Here is a 19,106-nt window from a genome sequence, read left to right as displayed (position 1 = left end):
TTAGACTCCCTCCTTAGAGAACAAGCCTTGAGGTTTAAAGGACAGGATAATAATTAAGAGAACAAACGCTATGATGTCTTTGTAGTCATTGGAAATATAAGTGGCCCCTAGACTTTCACTGAAGCCAAGAATATAACCGCCTACAATAGCTCCTGGTATACTACCCATTCCTCCAAGAATGATAATGACAAATGCCTTTAAAATCACTAGATGCCCCATGCCGGGGAATACTAGATTAATAGGAGCCGATAAAGAAGCGGCAATTGCAGCCAGCGCACCAGATATTAAGAATGTGAGCATAGCTACTTTGTTTGTATTTATTCCTACGAGGTGAGCTCCTTTACGGTTTTGCGCCATTGCGATAATAGTCGAGCCAACGATGGTTTTTTTCAAAAACAAGTAAAGCGTAATCATAACAATAACCGCTCCAACATTAATAAGAACACGCTGCATCGTCACCGTCGTCCCGAATATATTCACAACTTCACCATAAGGGGTGGACATGGAGCGGTAGTCCGCCCCCCACATTAACTGGGCAAATGCTTCGAGAAACAGGAGTATGCCAATAGCGGCGATTTTATCATGAATTGGCGGGGCATTCTTCAACGGGTTAAAGACGAGCCTTTCCATCAACACACCAAGAAGCCCAACTACTATTATTGATATCGAAATCGCCAGCCAATAATTAAAGTCCCATAACAGCATTGAGGTGAGAGTGACATAGGCACCGAGCATATACAAGGCCCCATGCGCAAAGTTAGGAATGTGCAGAATTCCATAGACGAGGGTCAGACCTAAAGCGACAAGACTGTATACACTTCCTATGGTCAACCCATTAAAAAGCTGCTGCGTTAAAATTTCCATTTAACTACCCCTTTAGCTTTTTTGATTGGAGGCAGGTTATACCTACTGACTAGTTAGTAAGTTAAGATCGTTCGTCTTCCGCCTCCCCTCAGCACTGATCTATTTTTTGGTGTCCTCAAACTTCTCCATCTCTTCCTCCTGAAGCTTTCTCCACAATATTTTACCGCTGGCTGTTGTCGGGAATTCCTTTCTAAATTCTACGACACGAGGATATTTATAAGCGGCCATTTGGTGTTTGGCCCACTCGATGATTTCTTCTTCTGAAATCTCCCCTTCATATTTTTTATTCAGGATAATAAAGGCCTTAATCTCTTCTCCTTTACGAGGGTGAGGAATCCCTACGACACAGGCCTGTTCGACTGCTTCATGATGATATAGCTGCGACTCTACTTCTGTCGGCCATACGTTATATCCCGAGGCATTGATCATCCTCTTAACCCGGTCGACAATGAAGAAATAACCTTCTTCATCATAGCGGCCAATATCACCCGTTCTAAAAAACAACTTTCCATCTTTTTCAATAAAAGCGCTTTCATTTTCTTCCGGCCTGTTATAATAACCTCTCATCACCTGAGGACCGTTGACAACAATCTCTCCTATTTCACCAGGTCCTTTCTCGCGGTGGTCAACCGGATCAATAATCCGGGAGTCAACATCAAAAGAAGGAATACCTAAACACTGCATTTTCGGACGCTCCGGTGGATTAAAGTGTGACTGCGCAATGGTTTCCGAAAGACCGTATCCTTCCGTAAACTCAAGTCCCGTTAAAGTATAGAGTTTCTCTCCAAGGGCTTTAGGAAAAGCTGCCCCTCCTCCGGAAATTCCGATTAAGGATGCGACATCCTCTGCTTTAAGCTCCGGATTAGCAAGGAAATCTACCAGCATCGTACTGATGGTCACCCAGTGGGTGCATTGCTGTTCTCTAATTAACCTTTGGGCCATCTCCCTATTCCAACGTGTCATAATAACCATCGTGCTTCCGCTGTAAATCGGCATGTGCATACTGTTTACCATTCCCGTTACATGGAACAGCGGCAGTGTCATGAGACTCCGTGAGTGAGGGGTCGCTCTAGCCCAAAAATGAGCACCTATTGTATTGGCCTGGACGGTACGGTTCGTATGCATACATCCTTTAGGAAGTCCTGTTGTTCCTGAAGTGTAAGGAAGAACTGCCAAATCATCTGCTCCTGTCGTAAGATCCTGTGGCTGTAGATTTGCAGCTGTAATGTCATTCCATTCGTAATAGTTGGGGTTTTCAAACCTTTTTCCAGGTGCAGCAACCTCTGGTGGAATGCCTTCAAAATGTTCACCTTTATAATCTGAATAAGCGGCAACGACAAGGTGTTCCAGTGTAGTAGTTTCCAGTAAAGGCTCCACTTCCGGTAAAAGCTCCTGACCCACAATGCCATTCGTAATCTCACAGTCTTTAATATAAAAATCCAGCTCATTAGACTTTAGCATCGGGTTAATCGGCACTACCACTGCGCCCACCCTTAGAATAGCGTAATAACCGATCACGAACTGAGGGGAATTTTGCATAAACAGAAGCACCTTCTCCCCGCTGCTCACCTTAAGATGGTGCTGTAAATACCCGGCCATACTGTCCACTTCATCTTTCAACTGACGATACGTCAGGGAGTTCCCATAATAATAAATCGCTTCCTGCTCTGGGTACCGTGCTGCCGATACTTGAAGGTTATCGTAAAGAGAAGTCTCAGGAATAGTTAACGATTTCGTTAATCTGGGCCAGAATTCAAAATGCTTCGTCTGCATAAATACATCCCTCTCCTTTTTTGTAAATATCACCGCCAAAGTAAGCGCTGTCATTAAGTTGTACGGCTAAGTTATCATCCATCCGCCATCGACTAATAGGTCCGAGCCCGTCATATATGATGATTCTTTCGAAGCAGCGAATACAATAACATTCGCGATCTCTTCAGGCTTCCCTACTCTGCGAAGGGCTGTATTTTCCACAATCGATTCCTCAAACCTTCTATTTTTTAACCCTTCCTCAGTTAAAGGCGTCTCTGCAAACCCGGGAGAAACAGAATTCACCCGAACCCCGTAAGGAGCCATCTCCACCGCTAAGGCTTTGGTAAAATTGATCACGGCCGCTTTTGATGAACTATAATGGGGGATCATCGCTCCAGCTTTATGGCCGGAAAGAGAGGCTACATTAACGATGGTGCGATCTTTGTCTTTACCCCCTCTGATTAAGAGCTGGCCTAAATGTTTAGAAACGAGAAAAACACTTTTGGCATTCGTATCTTGAATTCGTTCCCATTCTTTGGTTTGAAGATCCAGTATCCTGGATTTCCCTGAAGCTCCGGCGTTATTAATGACTACGTCCAGCTGTTCATAATTGTTTTTCACGAATTGAGCAAGCTCTACGACGGCTTCCTCGTCTGTCACATCCGCTTGAAATACTTCTGCAGCCGTTTCTTTTGTTAGGTGATTTATAAGGGCAGCCACGCGTTCCAGCTTAGACCTCGTACGTCCCACGAGTACTAATTTTGCGCCTTCTTCAGCGAGACGAACGGCTGTCTGTTCACCAATTCCACTGCCTGCTCCTGTAACAACGGCAACAGTTCCCACAAATCGCTTCAAGTCCTCACCTCCGTTTTAGCTGGTTACCAGCTGTCCTTCTAATCGTTTCCTAACATCTTCAGGAATCGGCTCACTCTTTTGTTCCTCATAGTTAAAATAAACAATGGCTGCTTCTGCTTCAGCTATGGAAACACCCGTATCCTTTGCTTTGATTTCGTGTTTAAACTGAAAGCTTTTCGTTCCAATTTTAGATATCCATGTAGAAATAATAAGCTGTTGATTAAAGTAGGCCTGACTTAAGAAGTCACACTTCGTAGAAGCAATAATAAATCGGCCGAAGGTTTGGTAGTTTTCCAAATTGGATTGAAAAAATCTTCCCCTCGCCTCTTCTAAGTAAATAAAGTAGCTCGTATTGTTCACGTGGCCGGCGGCATCCGTCTCACAAAAACGTACCGTCGTATCTGTTTCATGCTTCAACCTCACTACCTCCTGCTTGCAGCGAGCCCCTGCTGGGCCGCTATTTTTTATTTATACCATTTAAGATCATTTCAAGAAAAATATCGGTCAATGCCTCATCTGAGACTTCCCCTTCAGGATGGAACCAATAGTAGCTCCAATTAGTGACCCCAAGTATGCCCCTCGTGATCATATCCGTGTTTATATCCTCTTCAAAGTGCCCTTCTTTTACCCCCTCTTCCACAATACGCTGTACATTCATGCGGAACAGGTCGCGCTTTTCAATATTCTGTTTTAAATATTCAGGATCCAGATTGCGCATCTCTCTAAAGAAGATTCTTGCACTCTTTTTTTGACTTTGAATGCTGTGAATAATCATAAAAATCGTAGCCCGCAGCTTCTCTCTGCTATTTTTTTCAGGATCGTTCAGGATATCCCCCTGCTTATTCAACAAGTATTCGATGTAGCTTAAGTGGATGTCCCGAAGCAGCTGCTGCTTGCTTTTGAAGTAATAGTAAAATGTACCCTTTGTCACTTGTATTTCTTTGGTAATATCTTCAACGGATGTTTCCGCAAATCCCTTTTCATCAAATAAATGGATGCCTGATTCGATCAGCTTTTGTCTCATGAAAAATGTTCCTCTCATTTAAGTATGGTGTTAAGATTTTATGCCTTTCAACTGGCGATAAAATTATATCATACCTAAATCCCGTCCTGAGGTTCTACAGCCGTTCGATAATTGTTGCAATGCCCTGTCCGCCGCCGATACAGGCGGTGATAAGAGCATATTTTCCTCCTGAACGCTCCAGCTCATCTACAGCCTTCGTAGTAAGAATGGCCCCTGTAGCACCAAGCGGATGACCGTGTGCAATCGCGCCGCCGTTCACGTTCACTTTGTGCATGTCCATTTTGAGCTCTCTTTGACAGGCTAATACCTGACCGGCAAACGCTTCATTGATCTCTATTAAATCAAGATTCTCTAATGATAGACCCGATTTGTCCAAAACTTTTTGTGCAGCGGGCACAGGACCGATCCCCATAATATTGGGATCGACTCCAGCTACCGCGGTTTCCCTCACTACAGCTAACGGCCTGACCCCAAGCTCCTCTGCCTTATCTCTCGACATGAGGACAAGCGCCGACGCCGCATCGTTTAGGCCCGAACTGTTTCCTGCCGTTACCGTGCCGCCCTTTTTAAATGCAGGGTTTAATTTCTCCAAACCTTCCAGGCTTGTCTGCGGACGAGGGTGCTCATCCTTATCAAATCTCATAGACGGACCCTTGCGCATGGGGACAAAAATAGGATGAAGCTGCTCATTGAAACGACCGTCCTTTACTGCCTCTGCCATTCTGTGCTGGCTTTCGTACGCAAACTCATCCTGTTCCTCTCTACTAATCTCATATTTGACGGCCAGATTTTCAGCCGTAATTCCCATTGGCGGGTCCCCGATTTCATCGGGGGAAAGCTGGGATTTACGAAATCGCGGCGGAGCCGGACTGTAGGCTCTAACAGGACGGTCCATTAAGTAGGGGGCCTGACTCATACTTTCGGTTCCTCCGGCTACGTAAACGTCTCCCTCCCCCGCTCGAATTGCCTGTGCTGCTAACTGGACAGCGTTTAACCCAGAGCCGCATTGACGATCCACCGTCACTCCCGGCAGATGGATAGACAGACCGCTTTGCAGAGCCGACAGACGGGCAATATTTCCACCTCCGCTTAAAACGTTACCAAAAATCACATCTTCAATTTGGTCTGGTTCAACTTCCGCTCGACTGATGGCTTCTTTTATAACTTCTGCACCTAATACATGCGCAGGTACGGAAGCTAAAGATCCACCCTGCTTTCCAATCGCTGTTCGAACAGCAGAAACGATAACTGCTTCAGAGCTCATTTTTTCACTCCTTTACATTGCATGTGATCCACCATCAATAACCATTACTTCCCCAGTCATAAAGTCCGAGGCACGCGAAGCAAGAAAAACAGCCGCCCCTTTTAAATCATTCTCGGTACCGAATTTTCGCAGAGGAGTTCTTTGTAGAAAAGCATCCTCCCCTTTTTCAATCAACGCTTTCGACATTTTCGTAGGGAAGAAGCCTGGTGCTATTGCATTTACAAAAATACCGCGGGGCCCCCATTTCACTGCTAAATCTTTTGTAAAAGTGATAACGGCTCCTTTGCTCGAATTATAGCCGATCGTATCCATATACTCCGGGTTTGATCCCTTAAGACCCGCGACTGAAGCAATGTTAATAATCTTTCCTGAACCTTGACTCAGCATCACCCGGCCAGCAGCTTGAGACATTAGAAAAGTCCCGGTTACGTTTACATTGATCACCTTCTGCCAGGCCTCAAGCGGCATTTCTTCAGCAGGTGCCCCCCACGTCGCCCCGCTGTTATTAACTAAGATATCAATTGTGCCGAACCGTTCCATCGTCTTATTAATGACATCTTCAATGTCCCCCGGGTTCGTGATGTCACACCGTATCGCCAATGTCCCAACTCCCAGCTCAGCCAGGCTTTCACTTACTTCCTGACAAGCCTCTTCCTTTCTGGAACACACCACCACGTTTGCTCCAGATTCTGCATATCCTTCGGCAATCTGCTTCCCGAGGCCTCTCCCTCCTCCTGTAATTATGGCTGTTTTACCTGAGAGATCAAACAGCTCTTTTATGTGCATCTACTCGCCTCCTTTACTCTTCAGCTCTGCGGCCATCTTCTAAGTACAACACTTCCTTTAATTACCTGCTGCCCTTCTTGGTTTGAAGCTTTTACTTTAAAATTCATTTTTTCCTCCCCTGAGTCACGCAGCTCGGCCTGAAGCGTAATTACGTCATTTAGAAAGACCATCCCTTTAAAACGAATCGAGTAATCCTCAATAAATGCTTCTTCATAAAAAGGAGTGAAAAGCTTAGCCAGGTTACCCATGGTCCACATTCCATGAGCAATCACCCCTGGGAGCCCCGCCTTCTCTGCTTCTTCATCAATCGTATGAATCGGATTGTAATCACCAGACGCTCCCGCATATTTAATAAGATCCAGCCTTGTTACAGGGGAAAGGGTAATTTCGTCAAGACATTCTCCGATTTTCAGTTCATTAATAGTCGTCACACCATCATCTCCCTCCGGACTGTTTCGGTAATAATAACGACTTGTTCTTCGGTAAACAGTAGATTGCCTTCAAGATCTTCTCCATACCTTTTTAATAAAAGAAACCCCATTTCCCCGCTTTTCCCTCTTCTCTCATAATAATTTTTGACTTCGCAGTAACAATGTACATCCTCACCGACATGGAGCGGGCGTTCATAATGGTAGATTTGCTCACCGTGAATCAAGCCTTTCTCAGGCAGATTCAATTCTTCTATAATTCCATAATCAAACACTCTTGGAAATGTCGGAGGTGCAATATTTTGTTTAAAACGGGACTGCTTACCTGTTTCCTCACAAACGAAAATTGGATGCAGATCCCCAATAGCTTCGGCGAACTTCTTTACGGCACCTCGTTCCACCAAATTCTTCACTTTATTCGATCGCTTTCCTATCGCGTGGGTTAACATGCGACTGCCTCCTCTAATTCTTGGGACCTCCAGCTACGTACATCACTTGTCCGCTCACAAAAGAAGATCTTTCATCGGCAAAAAACGCAGCAGCATTAGCAATATCTTCAGGCTTGCCGCTTCGTCCTACAGGGATCTTCTCTACACTCGCTTTCACCAAATCTTCAAACGAAATACCAATACGGGCGGCTGTCTGTTTCGTCATTTCAGTTTCAATAAACCCAGGAGCCACTGCATTACACGTTATACCAAACCGTCCAAGCTCAATAGACAGGGTTTTTGTAAAACCTTGCAGACCAGCCTTGGCTGTTGCATAATTGGCCTGCCCTCGATTCCCTAATGCTGAAGTGGACGAAATATTAATAATCCTCCCATAATTATTGTCTACCATATACCTCTGCACCGCCCGTGCCGCGTTAAAAGAACCCTTTAAATGAACATTCATTACCGTATCCCAGTCACCGTCAGTCATTTTAAACAACATATTGTCCCGGATAACGCCAGCGTTATTTACGAGAATATCAATTGATCCGAAGCGGTCATAAGCCGCCTGTACAGCTGATTCCACTTCCTCAGCTTCCACAACATTGGCCACTTGTGTAAATACGTTAAACCCTCTTTCACGTAGTTCATGCTCCGCCTCGATTAAGGCTTCTTCATTTACGTCAATAATCGCTACACTGGCTCCTTCTTCTGCAAACCGCTGGACGATCCCTTTTCCAATGCCCCGGCTGCCTCCCGTTACAAATGCGGTTCTACCATGAAATCTGCCTGCCATATCCATACCTCCTCTATGCTATCAGCCAATTTTCACATGACCTTTAAGCAGGTTTCTTGAAATAATTAACCTTTGAATTTCATCGGTTCCATCATATATCCTCCAAAGCCTTGCCTCACGATACCATCGTTCAATCGGCAGCTCTCTCGTATAGCCCATACCTCCGTGAATCTGAAGGACCCGGTCAACGACCCGATTGCCCATATTAGCGCCATACAGCTTCGCCATAGAGGCCGCATGACGATTGTCTTCCCCCTGATCGAGGGTGAAAGCTGCGTTCAGCACCAGCCATTTTGCAGCTTCGATCTCTACGGCTGAATCCGCAATCTGCCACTGAATCGCCTGCCTTGTTGAGATTGGCTTTCCGAATGTTTCACGTTCCTTCGAATAGTCAACTGCCATTTTTAATAACCTTTCCGCCGCTCCAACCGCGCGGGCGCCGACAATCCAACGGGCAAATCCAATCCACTCCAGTCCAAGATCATACCCTCCGTTGACTTCACCTAAAATATTTCGCTCAGGAACTCGGACATTATCAAACACTAATGCCGCAGGTCCCCATTCGCCCATTGTATGAATGTATTCAGATTTCCACCCCATTTCCCGGTCGGCAATAAAACAGGTCACTCCCTTACGGCCGCCGGAAGACTGGTGCAGTTCTTTATCCGTGATCGCAATCACCATTACAAAATCTGCTTCATTACCACCCGTGATAAACGTTTTCTCACCATTTAACACCCATTCATCCCCGTCGCGCACAGCAGTCATCTTCAGATTTTGTGTATCAGAGCCTGCCCCCGGCTCTGTCATAGCAAAACAAGACTTCTTCTCCCCGTTTATGGTAGGTAACAAATAATTTCGTTTTTGCTCTTCATTTCCGTAGTAAAGAATATTATCAGCTGACCCGCCAAATTGAAAAGGAACGAATGTCTTAGACACTTCCATCAACACAATGGCCATCATCATCTGCCCTAAATTAGCCCCGCCATATTCCTCAGGGGTATTAATTCCCCAAAAACCTGCTTCCTTTGCTTTTAATTGAAGCTCCTTTAACTTCTCAGGCGGAAGACCCGGCCTTCCTTCTCTCTCATTCCTAAGTACATCATTCTCTAAAGGAATTAACTCTTTTTCTACAAACTTTCTTATCGTTTTCTGTACCATTTGTTGTTCATCCGTCAATCGCAAATACATAGAACGACCCCAATCTTTGTAGGATTTCCTCAAAAACACACAATTTGAGAAGAAGAACGGCTCACATACTGACTAGTTAGTATGTATATTACCATATTATTTTAAAATTTCTGAAAATACAACCATAAATTTACTTTATCGTCTTCTTGTTTTGATTTAAAAATTAGCTTGTAACACATTCTCTCTCTAATTTTATATCTCTAAATAACATAGGAATACTAAAGAGAAAATTTATATTTTGTTATATAATTTTACAATTAAATTGAATTCGTTAATAAAATTGATTATTCTGAAACTGAAGTCTTAGGAGGTTAATTATGGATCACAAAAAGTTTTTAAATAAAACCGTGAGTTTAGCAGTTGAGAATATCCAGTCTGAAGGCGGCCCGTTCGGGGCAATTGTCGTCGATTCATTCGGCAATATCGTCGGGATTGGCCAAAACAATGTAACTTCCTCCAACGATCCAACTGCTCATGCAGAAGTACAGGCTATTCGAAAGGCTTGTCAAAACTTAAATACCTTTCAGCTGACGAACTGCATATTGTATACGAGCTGCGAACCATGTCCAATGTGCTTAGGAGCGATATACTGGGCACGTTTAAAAGAAGTGTATTACGCGGCGGATCAGAGGCTCGCCGCAGCTGGTGGGTTTGACGATCAATTTATTTATGAGGAAATTAGTAAAAAACATGAAAATAGGGAAATTCCTTTCTATTGTATTGAAGTAAAAGAAAAGAATCTGCCATTTGAAGAGTGGACCCGTCAGGAACAAAAGATCGAGTATTGATTAAGCGTTTTATACCCCTGGTCGTATGACTGGGGTTTTTTGTTATGAGAATAGAGTTTGATGGGCTATTAGGTAAATCACCAGCATTAAAATGAATTTATACACTTCATCCTATTTCACAGAAGAGTTCTCTCCCTTCTTCTGTGAAATATTTTGTTATACTTAGGGAAAAGATCTACTTTTACTCATAGGCTCCGCATGTGAAAAACTACCAAAACATTAGAAAGTAGAGTCTTTATCAAATTCTTAAAAAACAGATTGTAATTTTATATAACTCACCTACTGAAAAAACTAATAATTTGGAGGACCACAAATATGGAAGTAATAGAAAAGGTACTGCCTAACGGCTGGAAAAAATTCATAGTAAAGAACGACTTCGGCATATCGATCAGCGCTTTAGATTATGGCGGAATTATTACAGAGATTAATGTTCCAGACCGAAGGGGCACGGTTGAAAACGTAGTCCTTTCTTACAAAAACTACGAAGATTACATAGAGGACCCCAATTATTTCGGAGCACTAATCGGACGAGTCGCCGGGCGAGTAGACGGCTCCTTCTTTCATCTTAATGGGGAAACGTATGTTTTAGACTCTAATGATGGAGATAACTCTCTCCACGGGGGGAACCAAGGCTTTCATAAAAAAATCTGGAACGCTGCTCCCTTTCAAATGACAGGTGCAGCAGGAGTAGAGTTTACGGTGGAGATTCCTGATTTAGAAGGCGGCTACCCTGGAAGCCTCTCTGTGAAAATTACATACGAATTAACAAATCAGAATCAATTCTCTATCAATTACCAAGCTGTCAGTGACCAGGACACGGCTGTCACTTTAACCAATCATAGTTATTTTAACTTGAGCGGCAATGTAAAGCGGACCGTTCGCGATCATAAGATAAAGATAAACAGCAATCATTATGTAGAATTGGATGAGAACCTTATTCCTACAGGCGAAATTAAATCCAATGAGAGCACCCCTTTTGATTTAAACAGGGAATCTACTCTGCAAACTGGCATTGAATCTTCCCACCAGCAAATCCAGTTAGCTGGCCGGGGATTTGATCATTATTTTATTTTCAACGAAACTGAAGAAGAAAACCTCAGCTTAAAAGATGAGAAAAGTGGAAGAGCTTTAAGAGTCCATACGAACCAACCAGGTATGGTTTTATATACAGGAAATAACTTAAATAGCGATCACCTCTTAGAGACCGGTCCCGCTCAAAAACATTCGGGGCTGTGTCTAGAGACCCAGGCTTCTCCTGCCTCCCTCCATCACGGAGGCTTTCCAAGTGTATTTTTAAAAGCTAACGAACCTTATGAAAAGAAGACAACTTTTACTTTTGCTACCATATAAAATAGAGGTGCAAAATTAAATGAGAATTAAAATCCTGTCTGAAATTTTAGGTTAGTTTAAAAGTCTGCTATTTTCTCTGCTCCTTCCTATTTCCTTTTGGAAATAGGAAGTTTGTTTTACTCTGTGATATAGTATAATCAAACCATTTTTTTACTAAACAATTGATAGTTATTTACTATAGAAGGAGAATAATTGATGGCAACAATTCGTGATATAGCAGAAAAAACCGGCTTTTCCATCGCAACAGTATCCAGAGTATTGAATTATGATGCTACATTGTCTGTTTCAGAGGAGACAAAAAAACGAATCTTTAAAGCTTCTGAAGAGTTGAATTACCGTACATTAAAACAACGGGCTGTAAAGAATGATAAGAAAGGGTACCGCTTCGGCATTATTCTCTTTCACTCGGAGCAGGATGAGATCAGCGATCCATACTTTTTAGCCATCCGCCTCGGAATAGAAAAAGAATGTGCAGCCAAGAAAATTGATTTAATAAAAATCTACCGGAAGAACAATCAATTAGATCTTTCAGATGTAAATAAGATCGACGGCATGATCATTGTGGGCAGAATTCCTCCAGAAGAGATCATGGCAGTAAAAAAATTAACAAATTCGATTACATTTGTTGATTTTTCTCCGAATGATTTAATCTATGATTCTGTAGTTATTGATTTTCAACGCGCTATGGTCGAGGTTTTAGATCATCTGTTGACCTTAAACCATCATAATATAGGTTTCATTGGAGGGGTTTTAGAAAGCAGACCGAATGAATCCTTTATGGATTATCGGGAAAAAGCGTTTAGAGAATATTTAACCTCCAAAAATTTATTTAACGAAAACTTCGTCTACATTGGACAATTTGGAACTGAAGAAGGCTATCGTTTAATGAAGAAAGCATTGCAGCATCGAACCCTTCCTTCAGCCTTTGTTGTAGCCAGCGACTCCATGGCGATCGGGGCTTTGAGAGCTCTTCATGAAAACAGCATCCGTGTACCTGAACAGGTTTCTCTTATAGGTTTTAACGATATTGCCGCCTCTAACTATCTTCAACCCTCTTTATCTACCGTAAAAGTTTATACAGAATTTATGGGGGAAACCGCAGTTGAATTGATGGTTGAGCGTCTGAATACAAAGCGGGAAATTCCAAAAAAAGTAGTAGTCCCTACAAAATTAATTCAAAGAGAAAGCACATCTGAACTCAAGTAAAAAAACTTGGCCAGTCCGCCAAGTCTTTTTACTTGTTCATTCTAAAGCTGTCAATTTATAAAGGGTGGATGTAAAATCCGCTGGTTTCATCCGCCGCCGGACGTTTCCATGCAAGAAATGGATTATGCTGAGAACTCCTCGTTCCTCTCGTACTGGAGATGCTTTGAATCCCTGTTATGAGCTCTCTTGATTTCACGTGATGCTCTCGTGACCAGGAACCAGAAAGCTGAACCATTTCAAACTCGGTGTCAAATAAATCTACGCTGGCGCTGAGCGCATGTGTCAGTTCAAGCTAATTCAGCGTTTAGTGAATATATAGCTGATCCCTTGATTCTGCAGGTGAAATTCTCTTGTTCCTTTATTAAAAGAGATAGACATTTAGCAATCTTCCGTTACAATGAATCCAGTGATTTTATCCTTTTACCGCACCAGACGAAAGACCGGCGATAAAGTATTTTTGCAGGAATAGAAACAGAACAGCCATTGGAATCATTGCCATAAAGGCGGCAGCTCCTACGAGCCCTAAATTATTTTGATTTTCTCCAAAGAAACTAGCCATAGCCACTGTTAACGTCTGCACATCACTGCTCTGCAGGAAGAAGATTGCAAACTGATAGTCATTCCAAATAAATACACAGGCGATAATTAGTACGGACGCTGTCACTGGTTTTAGTAAGGGAAATACGATTTTAAAGAAAATCCCAATTGTGCTCGCCCCATCGATTTTAGCCGCTTCCTCTAATTCTTTAGGAATTGTCGAACGTATGAACCCTGAATAAAGGAAAACAGTTAACGGCAGAAAGGCAGCAACGTTATTTAATACAGCAATCGTTCGAGTATTCAGCATGCCTATGTCGACTACAAGCTGATAAAGCGGGACAAGAGCCGTCAGAGGAGGAACGACCATGATTGCGATAAAAAACATCATGGCTGCTTTATTCAGTTTAGTGTTTCGTCGGGCCAATGGATAGGCGGCCAGCGAACCAACAAATATCAATAAAACTGCAGCAGAAAATGTGATAATCGTAGAGTTAACAAAAGCCGGACCCAGATTGGCCTCCCGCCAGGCAATTGTGAAATTCTCTAACGTAAAGTACTCAGGAATGGCCCACCGCGAACTAAAATCCCCCCTCACCTTCAACGAAGTTGTGATTAAAATATAAAACGGGATCACGTGCATGGCTGCAACAATGAGAGCTAAGAAAGTTAACAAAACCTTTTTCTTACTTTTCAGCATTACGCTTCAATCTCCTTTCGTTTAAAGTACCATAGCGCAAGCATGCTGAGTACAAGGATGATAAACGCGATCAATACTCCTTGGGTGGCTGCATACCCGGCATCCTGCCTGCTGAAATATAGATCGTACATAAACGTGGAACTGGACTGAGACGCATTACCAGGACCACCGCCGGTTAAAGCCACGATCACGTCAAACAGCTTTAATCCTCCGATAATATTGATCACGACATTAATAGTGATTGACGGCGCGAGCATGGGCATCGTAATCTTTTTAAACTTTTGAAAGGCAGAAGCTCCATCTATATCAGCCGCCTCATAAAAATCTTTTGATATCCCCTGCAGGCCCGCTAAGTAAATAATCATGGCAATCCCGACAAACTGATAGGTGTTTACTAAAACGATAATATATGGATTGATATCAGCATTACCCAGTGCATTGACAGGGTCGAATCCAAAAAAGAGTAAGGCGTCGTTTAAAGCACCGTTCTGGAAAGCAAAGAAAAGATAGAAGATATACCCCATAATAAGCGGACTGATAATAACAGGAAGATACACGATTGTACGAGTTACTGACCTGAATTTAATGGAATTATTTAAAAGGATGGCATATAAAAGACCCAGCCCATTCTGTAACAGCGTACTTCCTATACCGTACAGTAGAGTGTTTCTTATAACCGTCCACGTCGTAGGGTCATTGAACATGCGAGTATACTGCTCAAGTCCGATAAAATTAAACGACTGTGAAAAACCATTCCAATCTGTAAAGGAAATTCTAACTCCATCCATAAAAGGATAGACAATAAATATAGTGACAAATAAAACAGCAGGAATATACATCCACCAGAGGGAACTTTCTTTACTGACTTTCTGTTTCCGACGGGAAAACCCTGTTTTCGCTTTCAACTTTCCTACAAGTTCACTCATGTTTTATGTCCTCTCCTTATTACTGAACGATATAAGTGTCATTAAGATTGAAGGGAGAGAACGGCTTCTCCCCCTTTAAAAGATTAATGTAAATTATTCTTCATCGCTTTCGTCTCTTAATCTCTCATATTCAGATTCCATTGTATCGGCTGCTTCTTCTGGTGTTCCTCCGGCCAGCAGTTCTTCTGTAGTCGTGGACATGACATCCCACATACCGCTCGGCAGATAAACACGGTCGAAGTAACTGACAATTTCAGTATCTGAGTATCTCTCCAAATCTTCAGAGAAGTAAGTGTCAGCTTCTACACCCTCGATAGCAGACGCTAAATTGGTACCTTCCGCGATGCGCTCAGCGTGATCCGGTTCAGCCATAAACTCAATAAACTGCTCAGCTTCCTCTTTCATTTCAGACTCTTCAAAGATGGCAAGAGCGAAGCGTTCTCCGCCAACCCAAACCGGCTCGTCCCCTTCATGAACAGACGGCGTCGGCATTATTCCAACTTCAACGTCTTCATTCAAGGCGGTCGTATCAGGTCCAATTGATCCACCTGCAAACATAAACGCCGCCTGCTCTCCAGCCATAATTTCAGGTGCCTGCGCGTACTTAGCAGTCAACACATCCTGGTTTAACAGTTCATTTTCCTGGAGCATCAATAATTGTTCAGGAAGCCATTCATACCGGCTCCAATCAAAAGAACCGTCAAGTAATTCCTCTGTATAATCGTTTTCTTCATCAGTTTCATACATTGGCGTCATCATTTGATCTACCATCTGCCCTAATGGGTAACCGTCTCCACCGGCAATCCATAATGGAGCTACCTGCCCATCGGCTTCATCACGAACTGTTTCCAGCGCTGACACAAATTCATCCCAGGTCTGCGGAACATCAATATCATACTCTTCTAAGATGTTTTCGTTATAAATGACCCCGTCCTGAGCCATATTAACGGGATAAGTGTAAACCTTGCCATCCTCATCTTTAACGATGTCTTCCATTTCAGGCTTCATATTACCCACCCAGTCCATGTCCTGTTGGTCGTGAGTATACTCGCCATAACGGAGCTGGGACCATCCGTGAGTATCAAATACATCCGGGAGATCATTCGCAGCCATCTGAACTCTCATTTGATCTTCATAGCCTCCACCTGGAAAACTTGCTTCTACTTCAATATCGTTTTCTTCTTCAAACTCCCCGATTAATTCTTCGAAGGTATCTCTTTCCCCTTCACTGCTTGCTGTTAGAGCGACCGTTAACTTACCTTCCTCTCCTCCACTGATTTCCCCGCCGTCTTCGTTCCCATTGGCACCTTCGTCTCCATTACCTCCACATGCTGCTAATAACGTGATCATTCCGATACTACCGACAAACTTAACAACTGAGTTTTTCATAGTGAACCTCCCTGTTTGTTTTTAAAGCCAACGATTACACTCACCGACACAAAATTAAAAGCGTCATTTAATTTTTACTAAAACTTTTACTTTGTTGTTTTGAATATATCAAAGTAAGAAATCGCTTTCAAGGGTTTTTTGAAATTTACAATTAAGATAAAGGTATTTTTTTACTAGATTTACCCTAGTATCACTCATAGTTAAAACCAATAACTGACCTTGATTAATTAATAAAAACAAATAATTGTTTTGTGTTGATAGTTAATGTATGATAACTTAAAAGATAAGTAAATTTTAGTAAAATAGTGGAGGTGTCAAATGGCAAGTTTAAAGGACGTAGCAAAAGATGCGAACGTGTCAATATCGACCGTTTCTAGAGTATTAAGTGAGGACGATACCTTATCTGTTGCTGATTCAACTAGAGAACGTATCTATGAATCTGCTGAAAAATTAAATTATATGTCTTTAACACTCAAGAAAAAATCTTATTCATTTCACACAAAAAAATCGATCGGCTTGATGATTTTTTGTTCAAAGGACTATGAATTTGAAGATGAGTATTTTATTAAGATCAGGAGGGGAATTGAGGCGGAATGCGCCCGATTACAAATAAACATCTCAAGAGTTATTAGGAAAGGACAGAATATAGAGGAGGAAACGAATCTCAATGACCTCAATGGAGTCATAGTAGTAGGGAATATTCCCCCGGAGACGGTCGAGCAAATCTATTCAAAGCATAACCGAGTTGTGTTTATTGATGAATCACCCGGAGTGGAAGTCTTCGACAGCGTAACCCCCGATCTTTACGGGGCAACCATTCGGTTATTGGAACACTTACTATTATTAGGACATCAAAAGATAGGGTTTATTGGAGGACAGGAAATTATCCACTCCCCTTCTGAATATACAGAACTTGAACGCATAGATAATCTGGAAAAATTAAGATTCTTACCGTACAAAAAAATAATGGCAGCAAAAGGTTTTTACAACGATCAACACGTATATTTAGGGGACTGGTCGACTGATGACGGCTATCAATTAATGATGAAGGCGATTCAGAAAGGGCAGCTTCCTACTGCATTTATTACCGCCAGTGATCCACTCGCAACCGGGGCTCTGCGTGCTTTACATGAATCTGGGTTACAGGTCCCGGAGGATATATCTATTGTCAGCTATAACGATATAGAACTGGCAAGTTACTTAACTCCCCCATTAACCACAGCTAAGGTTTTTTCAGAAGAAATGGGAAATTCGGCTGTCAAATTATTAAATGAACGCATGGAAGGTAGAGAAATTCCAACAAAAATTATACACCCGTGCAAAATTCAATTTCGTGAATCGTCCGCACCAATAAAAACTCCAGTTGTTCATTAGCAATTTAATTTACAGCCAATTTTTTTATCAAATGTATCAAGCGATTTAACTAAGTTATTTTTTATAGGAGGAATATAAATGTCAAAAATTACGTTTATTGGAGCAGGAAGCACTATTTTCGCAAAAAACATTCTCGGGGACTGCCTGTTTGTTCCTGCACTTGAAGGATTTGAATTTGCCCTTCACGATATAGATGAAATAAGATTGAAAGAATCAGAGCAAATGCTTCAAAACCTGGCACAGAAATATAATCAGTCGATTCAAATTGAATCCTACCTTAACCGAAAAGAAGCATTGGCTGATGCTAAATATGTTATTAATGCCATTCAAGTAGGCGGGTATAAGCCGAGTACGGTCATCGATTTTGACATTCCTAAAAAATACGGTTTACACCAGACGATCGGGGACACAATCGGTATTGGAGGGATCTTTCGAACATTGCGTACGATCCCTGTAATGCTCGAAATCGCCAGAGATATTGAGACGGTTTGTCCTAATGCCTGGCTGTTAAACTATACTAACCCAATGGCCGCATTAACAGGATTTATGAACCGCCACACAAACGTTAAAACTATCGGTCTCTGTCATAGTGTTCAAGCGTGTACGAAAGAATTATTTGAAGCTTTGGATATGGATCATTCTGGGATTGAAGAGCGAATTGCCGGAATCAACCATATGGCATGGCTTTTAGAAGTGAAAAAGGATGGAAAAGATCTATATCCTGAAATTAAGAAACGTGCCAAAGAAAAACAGAAGGAAAAGCATAATGATATGGTTCGTTTTGAATTGATGGATAAGTTTGGCTATTATATCACTGAATCTTCAGAGCATAACGCTGAATATCACCCTTATTTTATAAAAAGCCAATATCCTGAACTAATTGAACATTTTAACATTCCTTTAGATGAGTATCCACGCCGATGCGTCAATCAAATTAAAGAATGGGAAGACATGCGTGACGAAATCGTCCATAACTCCCAGTTGTCACACGAACGGTCCAAAGAATACGGCTCACGTATCATCGAAGCTATGGAAACAAACGAACCTTTTAAATTTGGGGGAAATGTAATGAACACCGGAGGCCTTATATCGAACCTCCCGGAAAAATCCTGCGTAGAAGTACCTTGTGTAGCTGACCGAAATGGAATTCTTCCAACCTATATCGGAGAACTGCCGGAACAGCTTGCAGCACTTAACCGTACGAATATTAATACACAATTATTAACAATCGAAGCTGCAGTTACAGGTAAAAAGGAACATATTTACCAGGCAGCTCTTCTTGATCCTCATACGAGTGCAGAACTTTCTATGGATGATATAACGGCTATGTGTGATGAACTTATCGAAGCTCACGGTGACTGGCTTCCTGAATATAAGTAATACTATTATTATAAGACGATTGAAGAGGGAGGAGCTCCTCCCTCTTCAATCGTCTTTTTGTGTAT

20 protein-coding genes are annotated in these 19,106 nt (G+C 42.3%); 5 read left to right on the top strand and 15 right to left on the bottom strand.

The features are described 5' to 3' along the window. From LF822_RS13485 to LF822_RS13435, 11 genes are all read right to left on the bottom strand, one after another. Positions 1–864: a branched-chain amino acid ABC transporter permease gene (locus tag LF822_RS13485; protein ID WP_253924589.1), complete on the bottom strand. Its 864-nt coding sequence runs from the start codon at positions 862–864 to the stop codon at positions 1–3. A 99-nt stretch (positions 865–963) separates the two neighbouring features. Next, entirely contained in the window at positions 964–2,637 is a 1,674-nt protein-coding gene (locus LF822_RS13480; RefSeq protein WP_253924588.1) for a long-chain-fatty-acid--CoA ligase, read from the bottom strand. Positions 2,638–2,703: 66 nt separating this feature from the next. Then, entirely contained in the window at positions 2,704–3,471 is a 768-nt protein-coding gene (locus tag LF822_RS13475) for an SDR family NAD(P)-dependent oxidoreductase (RefSeq protein ID WP_253924587.1), read from the bottom strand. 15 nt (positions 3,472–3,486) lie between these two features. Further along, positions 3,487–3,888, bottom strand: a complete 402-nt coding sequence (locus tag LF822_RS13470) for an acyl-CoA thioesterase (RefSeq protein WP_253924586.1) — start codon at positions 3,886–3,888, stop codon at positions 3,487–3,489. A 40-nt stretch (positions 3,889–3,928) separates the two neighbouring features. After that, complete coding sequence (locus LF822_RS13465; protein ID WP_253924585.1) at positions 3,929–4,495, bottom strand: TetR/AcrR family transcriptional regulator; 567 nt, start codon at positions 4,493–4,495, stop codon at positions 3,929–3,931. 94 nt (positions 4,496–4,589) lie between these two features. Next, entirely contained in the window at positions 4,590–5,759 is a 1,170-nt protein-coding gene (locus tag LF822_RS13460; protein ID WP_253924584.1) for a thiolase family protein, read from the bottom strand. 12 nt (positions 5,760–5,771) lie between these two features. Beyond that, on the bottom strand, positions 5,772–6,545 hold the full coding sequence (locus tag LF822_RS13455; protein ID WP_253924583.1) for an SDR family oxidoreductase: 774 nt from the start codon (positions 6,543–6,545) through the stop codon (positions 5,772–5,774). Positions 6,546–6,565: 20 nt separating this feature from the next. Continuing rightward, positions 6,566–6,976: a MaoC/PaaZ C-terminal domain-containing protein gene (locus LF822_RS13450; RefSeq protein WP_253924582.1), complete on the bottom strand. Its 411-nt coding sequence runs from the start codon at positions 6,974–6,976 to the stop codon at positions 6,566–6,568. After that, the gene (locus LF822_RS13445) at positions 6,973–7,422 is read right to left on the bottom strand and encodes a MaoC family dehydratase N-terminal domain-containing protein (RefSeq protein ID WP_253924581.1); all 450 of its coding nucleotides are present in this window, start codon (positions 7,420–7,422) and stop codon (positions 6,973–6,975) included. The genes LF822_RS13450 and LF822_RS13445 overlap by 4 nt, the downstream gene beginning before the upstream one ends. A gap of 13 nt (positions 7,423–7,435) precedes the next feature. Continuing rightward, positions 7,436–8,200: a 3-oxoacyl-ACP reductase FabG gene (gene fabG, locus LF822_RS13440; RefSeq protein ID WP_253924580.1), complete on the bottom strand. Its 765-nt coding sequence runs from the start codon at positions 8,198–8,200 to the stop codon at positions 7,436–7,438. 21 nt (positions 8,201–8,221) lie between these two features. Next, complete coding sequence (locus LF822_RS13435) at positions 8,222–9,391, bottom strand: acyl-CoA dehydrogenase family protein (RefSeq protein WP_253924579.1); 1,170 nt, start codon at positions 9,389–9,391, stop codon at positions 8,222–8,224. A gap of 317 nt (positions 9,392–9,708) precedes the next feature. Here LF822_RS13435 and LF822_RS13430 point away from each other — a divergent pair, with 317 nt between their 5' ends. The 3 genes from LF822_RS13430 (at position 9,709) to LF822_RS13420 (ending at position 12,735) form a co-directional block, all read left to right on the top strand. Further along, positions 9,709–10,179: a nucleoside deaminase gene (locus LF822_RS13430; RefSeq protein ID WP_253924578.1), complete on the top strand. Its 471-nt coding sequence runs from the start codon at positions 9,709–9,711 to the stop codon at positions 10,177–10,179. 315 nt (positions 10,180–10,494) lie between these two features. Continuing rightward, positions 10,495–11,529, top strand: coding sequence for an aldose epimerase family protein (locus LF822_RS13425; protein WP_253924577.1), 1,035 nt, complete (start codon positions 10,495–10,497; stop codon positions 11,527–11,529). A 195-nt stretch (positions 11,530–11,724) separates the two neighbouring features. Continuing rightward, a complete protein-coding gene (locus tag LF822_RS13420; protein ID WP_253924576.1) occupies positions 11,725–12,735 on the top strand; it encodes a LacI family DNA-binding transcriptional regulator in 1,011 nt (336 codons plus the stop codon). 55 nt (positions 12,736–12,790) lie between these two features. On the opposite strand, the gene LF822_RS13415 is transcribed toward LF822_RS13420, so the two are convergent. The 4 genes from LF822_RS13415 to LF822_RS13400 form a co-directional block, all read right to left on the bottom strand. Then, positions 12,791–13,021 carry a glycoside hydrolase family 36 N-terminal domain-containing protein gene (locus LF822_RS13415; protein ID WP_256522145.1) on the bottom strand — a complete coding sequence of 77 codons (231 nt, stop codon included), beginning with the start codon at positions 13,019–13,021 and terminating at the stop codon, positions 12,791–12,793. Positions 13,022–13,147: 126 nt separating this feature from the next. Next, positions 13,148–13,972 carry a carbohydrate ABC transporter permease gene (locus LF822_RS13410; protein ID WP_253924574.1) on the bottom strand — a complete coding sequence of 275 codons (825 nt, stop codon included), beginning with the start codon at positions 13,970–13,972 and terminating at the stop codon, positions 13,148–13,150. Continuing rightward, positions 13,972–14,898, bottom strand: a complete 927-nt coding sequence (locus LF822_RS13405) for a carbohydrate ABC transporter permease (RefSeq protein WP_253924573.1) — start codon at positions 14,896–14,898, stop codon at positions 13,972–13,974. Before LF822_RS13405 ends, LF822_RS13410 begins: the two co-directional genes overlap by 1 nt. 93 nt (positions 14,899–14,991) lie before the next feature. Then, the gene (locus LF822_RS13400; RefSeq protein ID WP_253924572.1) at positions 14,992–16,287 is read right to left on the bottom strand and encodes an ABC transporter substrate-binding protein; all 1,296 of its coding nucleotides are present in this window, start codon (positions 16,285–16,287) and stop codon (positions 14,992–14,994) included. Positions 16,288–16,605: 318 nt separating this feature from the next. On the opposite strand from LF822_RS13400, the gene LF822_RS13395 reads away from it, so the two are divergent. Both LF822_RS13395 and melA read left to right on the top strand, forming a co-directional pair. Continuing rightward, on the top strand, positions 16,606–17,661 hold the full coding sequence (locus tag LF822_RS13395) for a LacI family DNA-binding transcriptional regulator (RefSeq protein ID WP_253924571.1): 1,056 nt from the start codon (positions 16,606–16,608) through the stop codon (positions 17,659–17,661). 78 nt (positions 17,662–17,739) lie between these two features. Then, positions 17,740–19,041: an alpha-glucosidase/alpha-galactosidase gene (gene melA, locus LF822_RS13390; protein ID WP_253924570.1), complete on the top strand. Its 1,302-nt coding sequence runs from the start codon at positions 17,740–17,742 to the stop codon at positions 19,039–19,041. Positions 19,042–19,106: the final 65 nt, after the last annotated feature.

The organism is Halobacillus sp. A5 (assembly GCF_024189315.1).
Classification (GTDB): Bacteria; Bacillota; Bacilli; order Bacillales; family Halobacillaceae; genus Halobacillus_A.
This window is presented reverse-complemented; position numbering and strand designations above follow the sequence as displayed.

What these genes read in the sequence shown, in the direction of transcription:
- LF822_RS13485 (WP_253924589.1), bottom strand. Translation starts at nt 864, where the DNA reads ATGGAAATTTTAACGCAGCAGCTTTTTAATGGGTTGACCATAGGAAGT.
- LF822_RS13480 (WP_253924588.1), bottom strand. Translation starts at nt 2,637, where the DNA reads ATGCAGACGAAGCATTTTGAATTCTGGCCCAGATTAACGAAATCGTTA.
- LF822_RS13465 (WP_253924585.1), bottom strand. Translation starts at nt 4,495, where the DNA reads ATGAGACAAAAGCTGATCGAATCAGGCATCCATTTATTTGATGAAAAG.
- LF822_RS13460 (WP_253924584.1), bottom strand. Translation starts at nt 5,759, where the DNA reads ATGAGCTCTGAAGCAGTTATCGTTTCTGCTGTTCGAACAGCGATTGGA.
- LF822_RS13455 (WP_253924583.1), bottom strand. Translation starts at nt 6,545, where the DNA reads ATGCACATAAAAGAGCTGTTTGATCTCTCAGGTAAAACAGCCATAATT.
- LF822_RS13445 (WP_253924581.1), bottom strand. Translation starts at nt 7,422, where the DNA reads ATGTTAACCCACGCGATAGGAAAGCGATCGAATAAAGTGAAGAATTTG.
- fabG (WP_253924580.1), bottom strand. Translation starts at nt 8,200, where the DNA reads ATGGCAGGCAGATTTCATGGTAGAACCGCATTTGTAACGGGAGGCAGC.
- LF822_RS13435 (WP_253924579.1), bottom strand. Translation starts at nt 9,391, where the DNA reads ATGTATTTGCGATTGACGGATGAACAACAAATGGTACAGAAAACGATA.
- LF822_RS13430 (WP_253924578.1), top strand. Translation starts at nt 9,709, where the DNA reads ATGGATCACAAAAAGTTTTTAAATAAAACCGTGAGTTTAGCAGTTGAG.
- LF822_RS13425 (WP_253924577.1), top strand. Translation starts at nt 10,495, where the DNA reads ATGGAAGTAATAGAAAAGGTACTGCCTAACGGCTGGAAAAAATTCATA.
- LF822_RS13420 (WP_253924576.1), top strand. Translation starts at nt 11,725, where the DNA reads ATGGCAACAATTCGTGATATAGCAGAAAAAACCGGCTTTTCCATCGCA.
- LF822_RS13410 (WP_253924574.1), bottom strand. Translation starts at nt 13,972, where the DNA reads ATGCTGAAAAGTAAGAAAAAGGTTTTGTTAACTTTCTTAGCTCTCATT.
- LF822_RS13405 (WP_253924573.1), bottom strand. Translation starts at nt 14,898, where the DNA reads ATGAGTGAACTTGTAGGAAAGTTGAAAGCGAAAACAGGGTTTTCCCGT.
- LF822_RS13400 (WP_253924572.1), bottom strand. Translation starts at nt 16,287, where the DNA reads ATGAAAAACTCAGTTGTTAAGTTTGTCGGTAGTATCGGAATGATCACG.
- LF822_RS13395 (WP_253924571.1), top strand. Translation starts at nt 16,606, where the DNA reads ATGGCAAGTTTAAAGGACGTAGCAAAAGATGCGAACGTGTCAATATCG.
- melA (WP_253924570.1), top strand. Translation starts at nt 17,740, where the DNA reads ATGTCAAAAATTACGTTTATTGGAGCAGGAAGCACTATTTTCGCAAAA.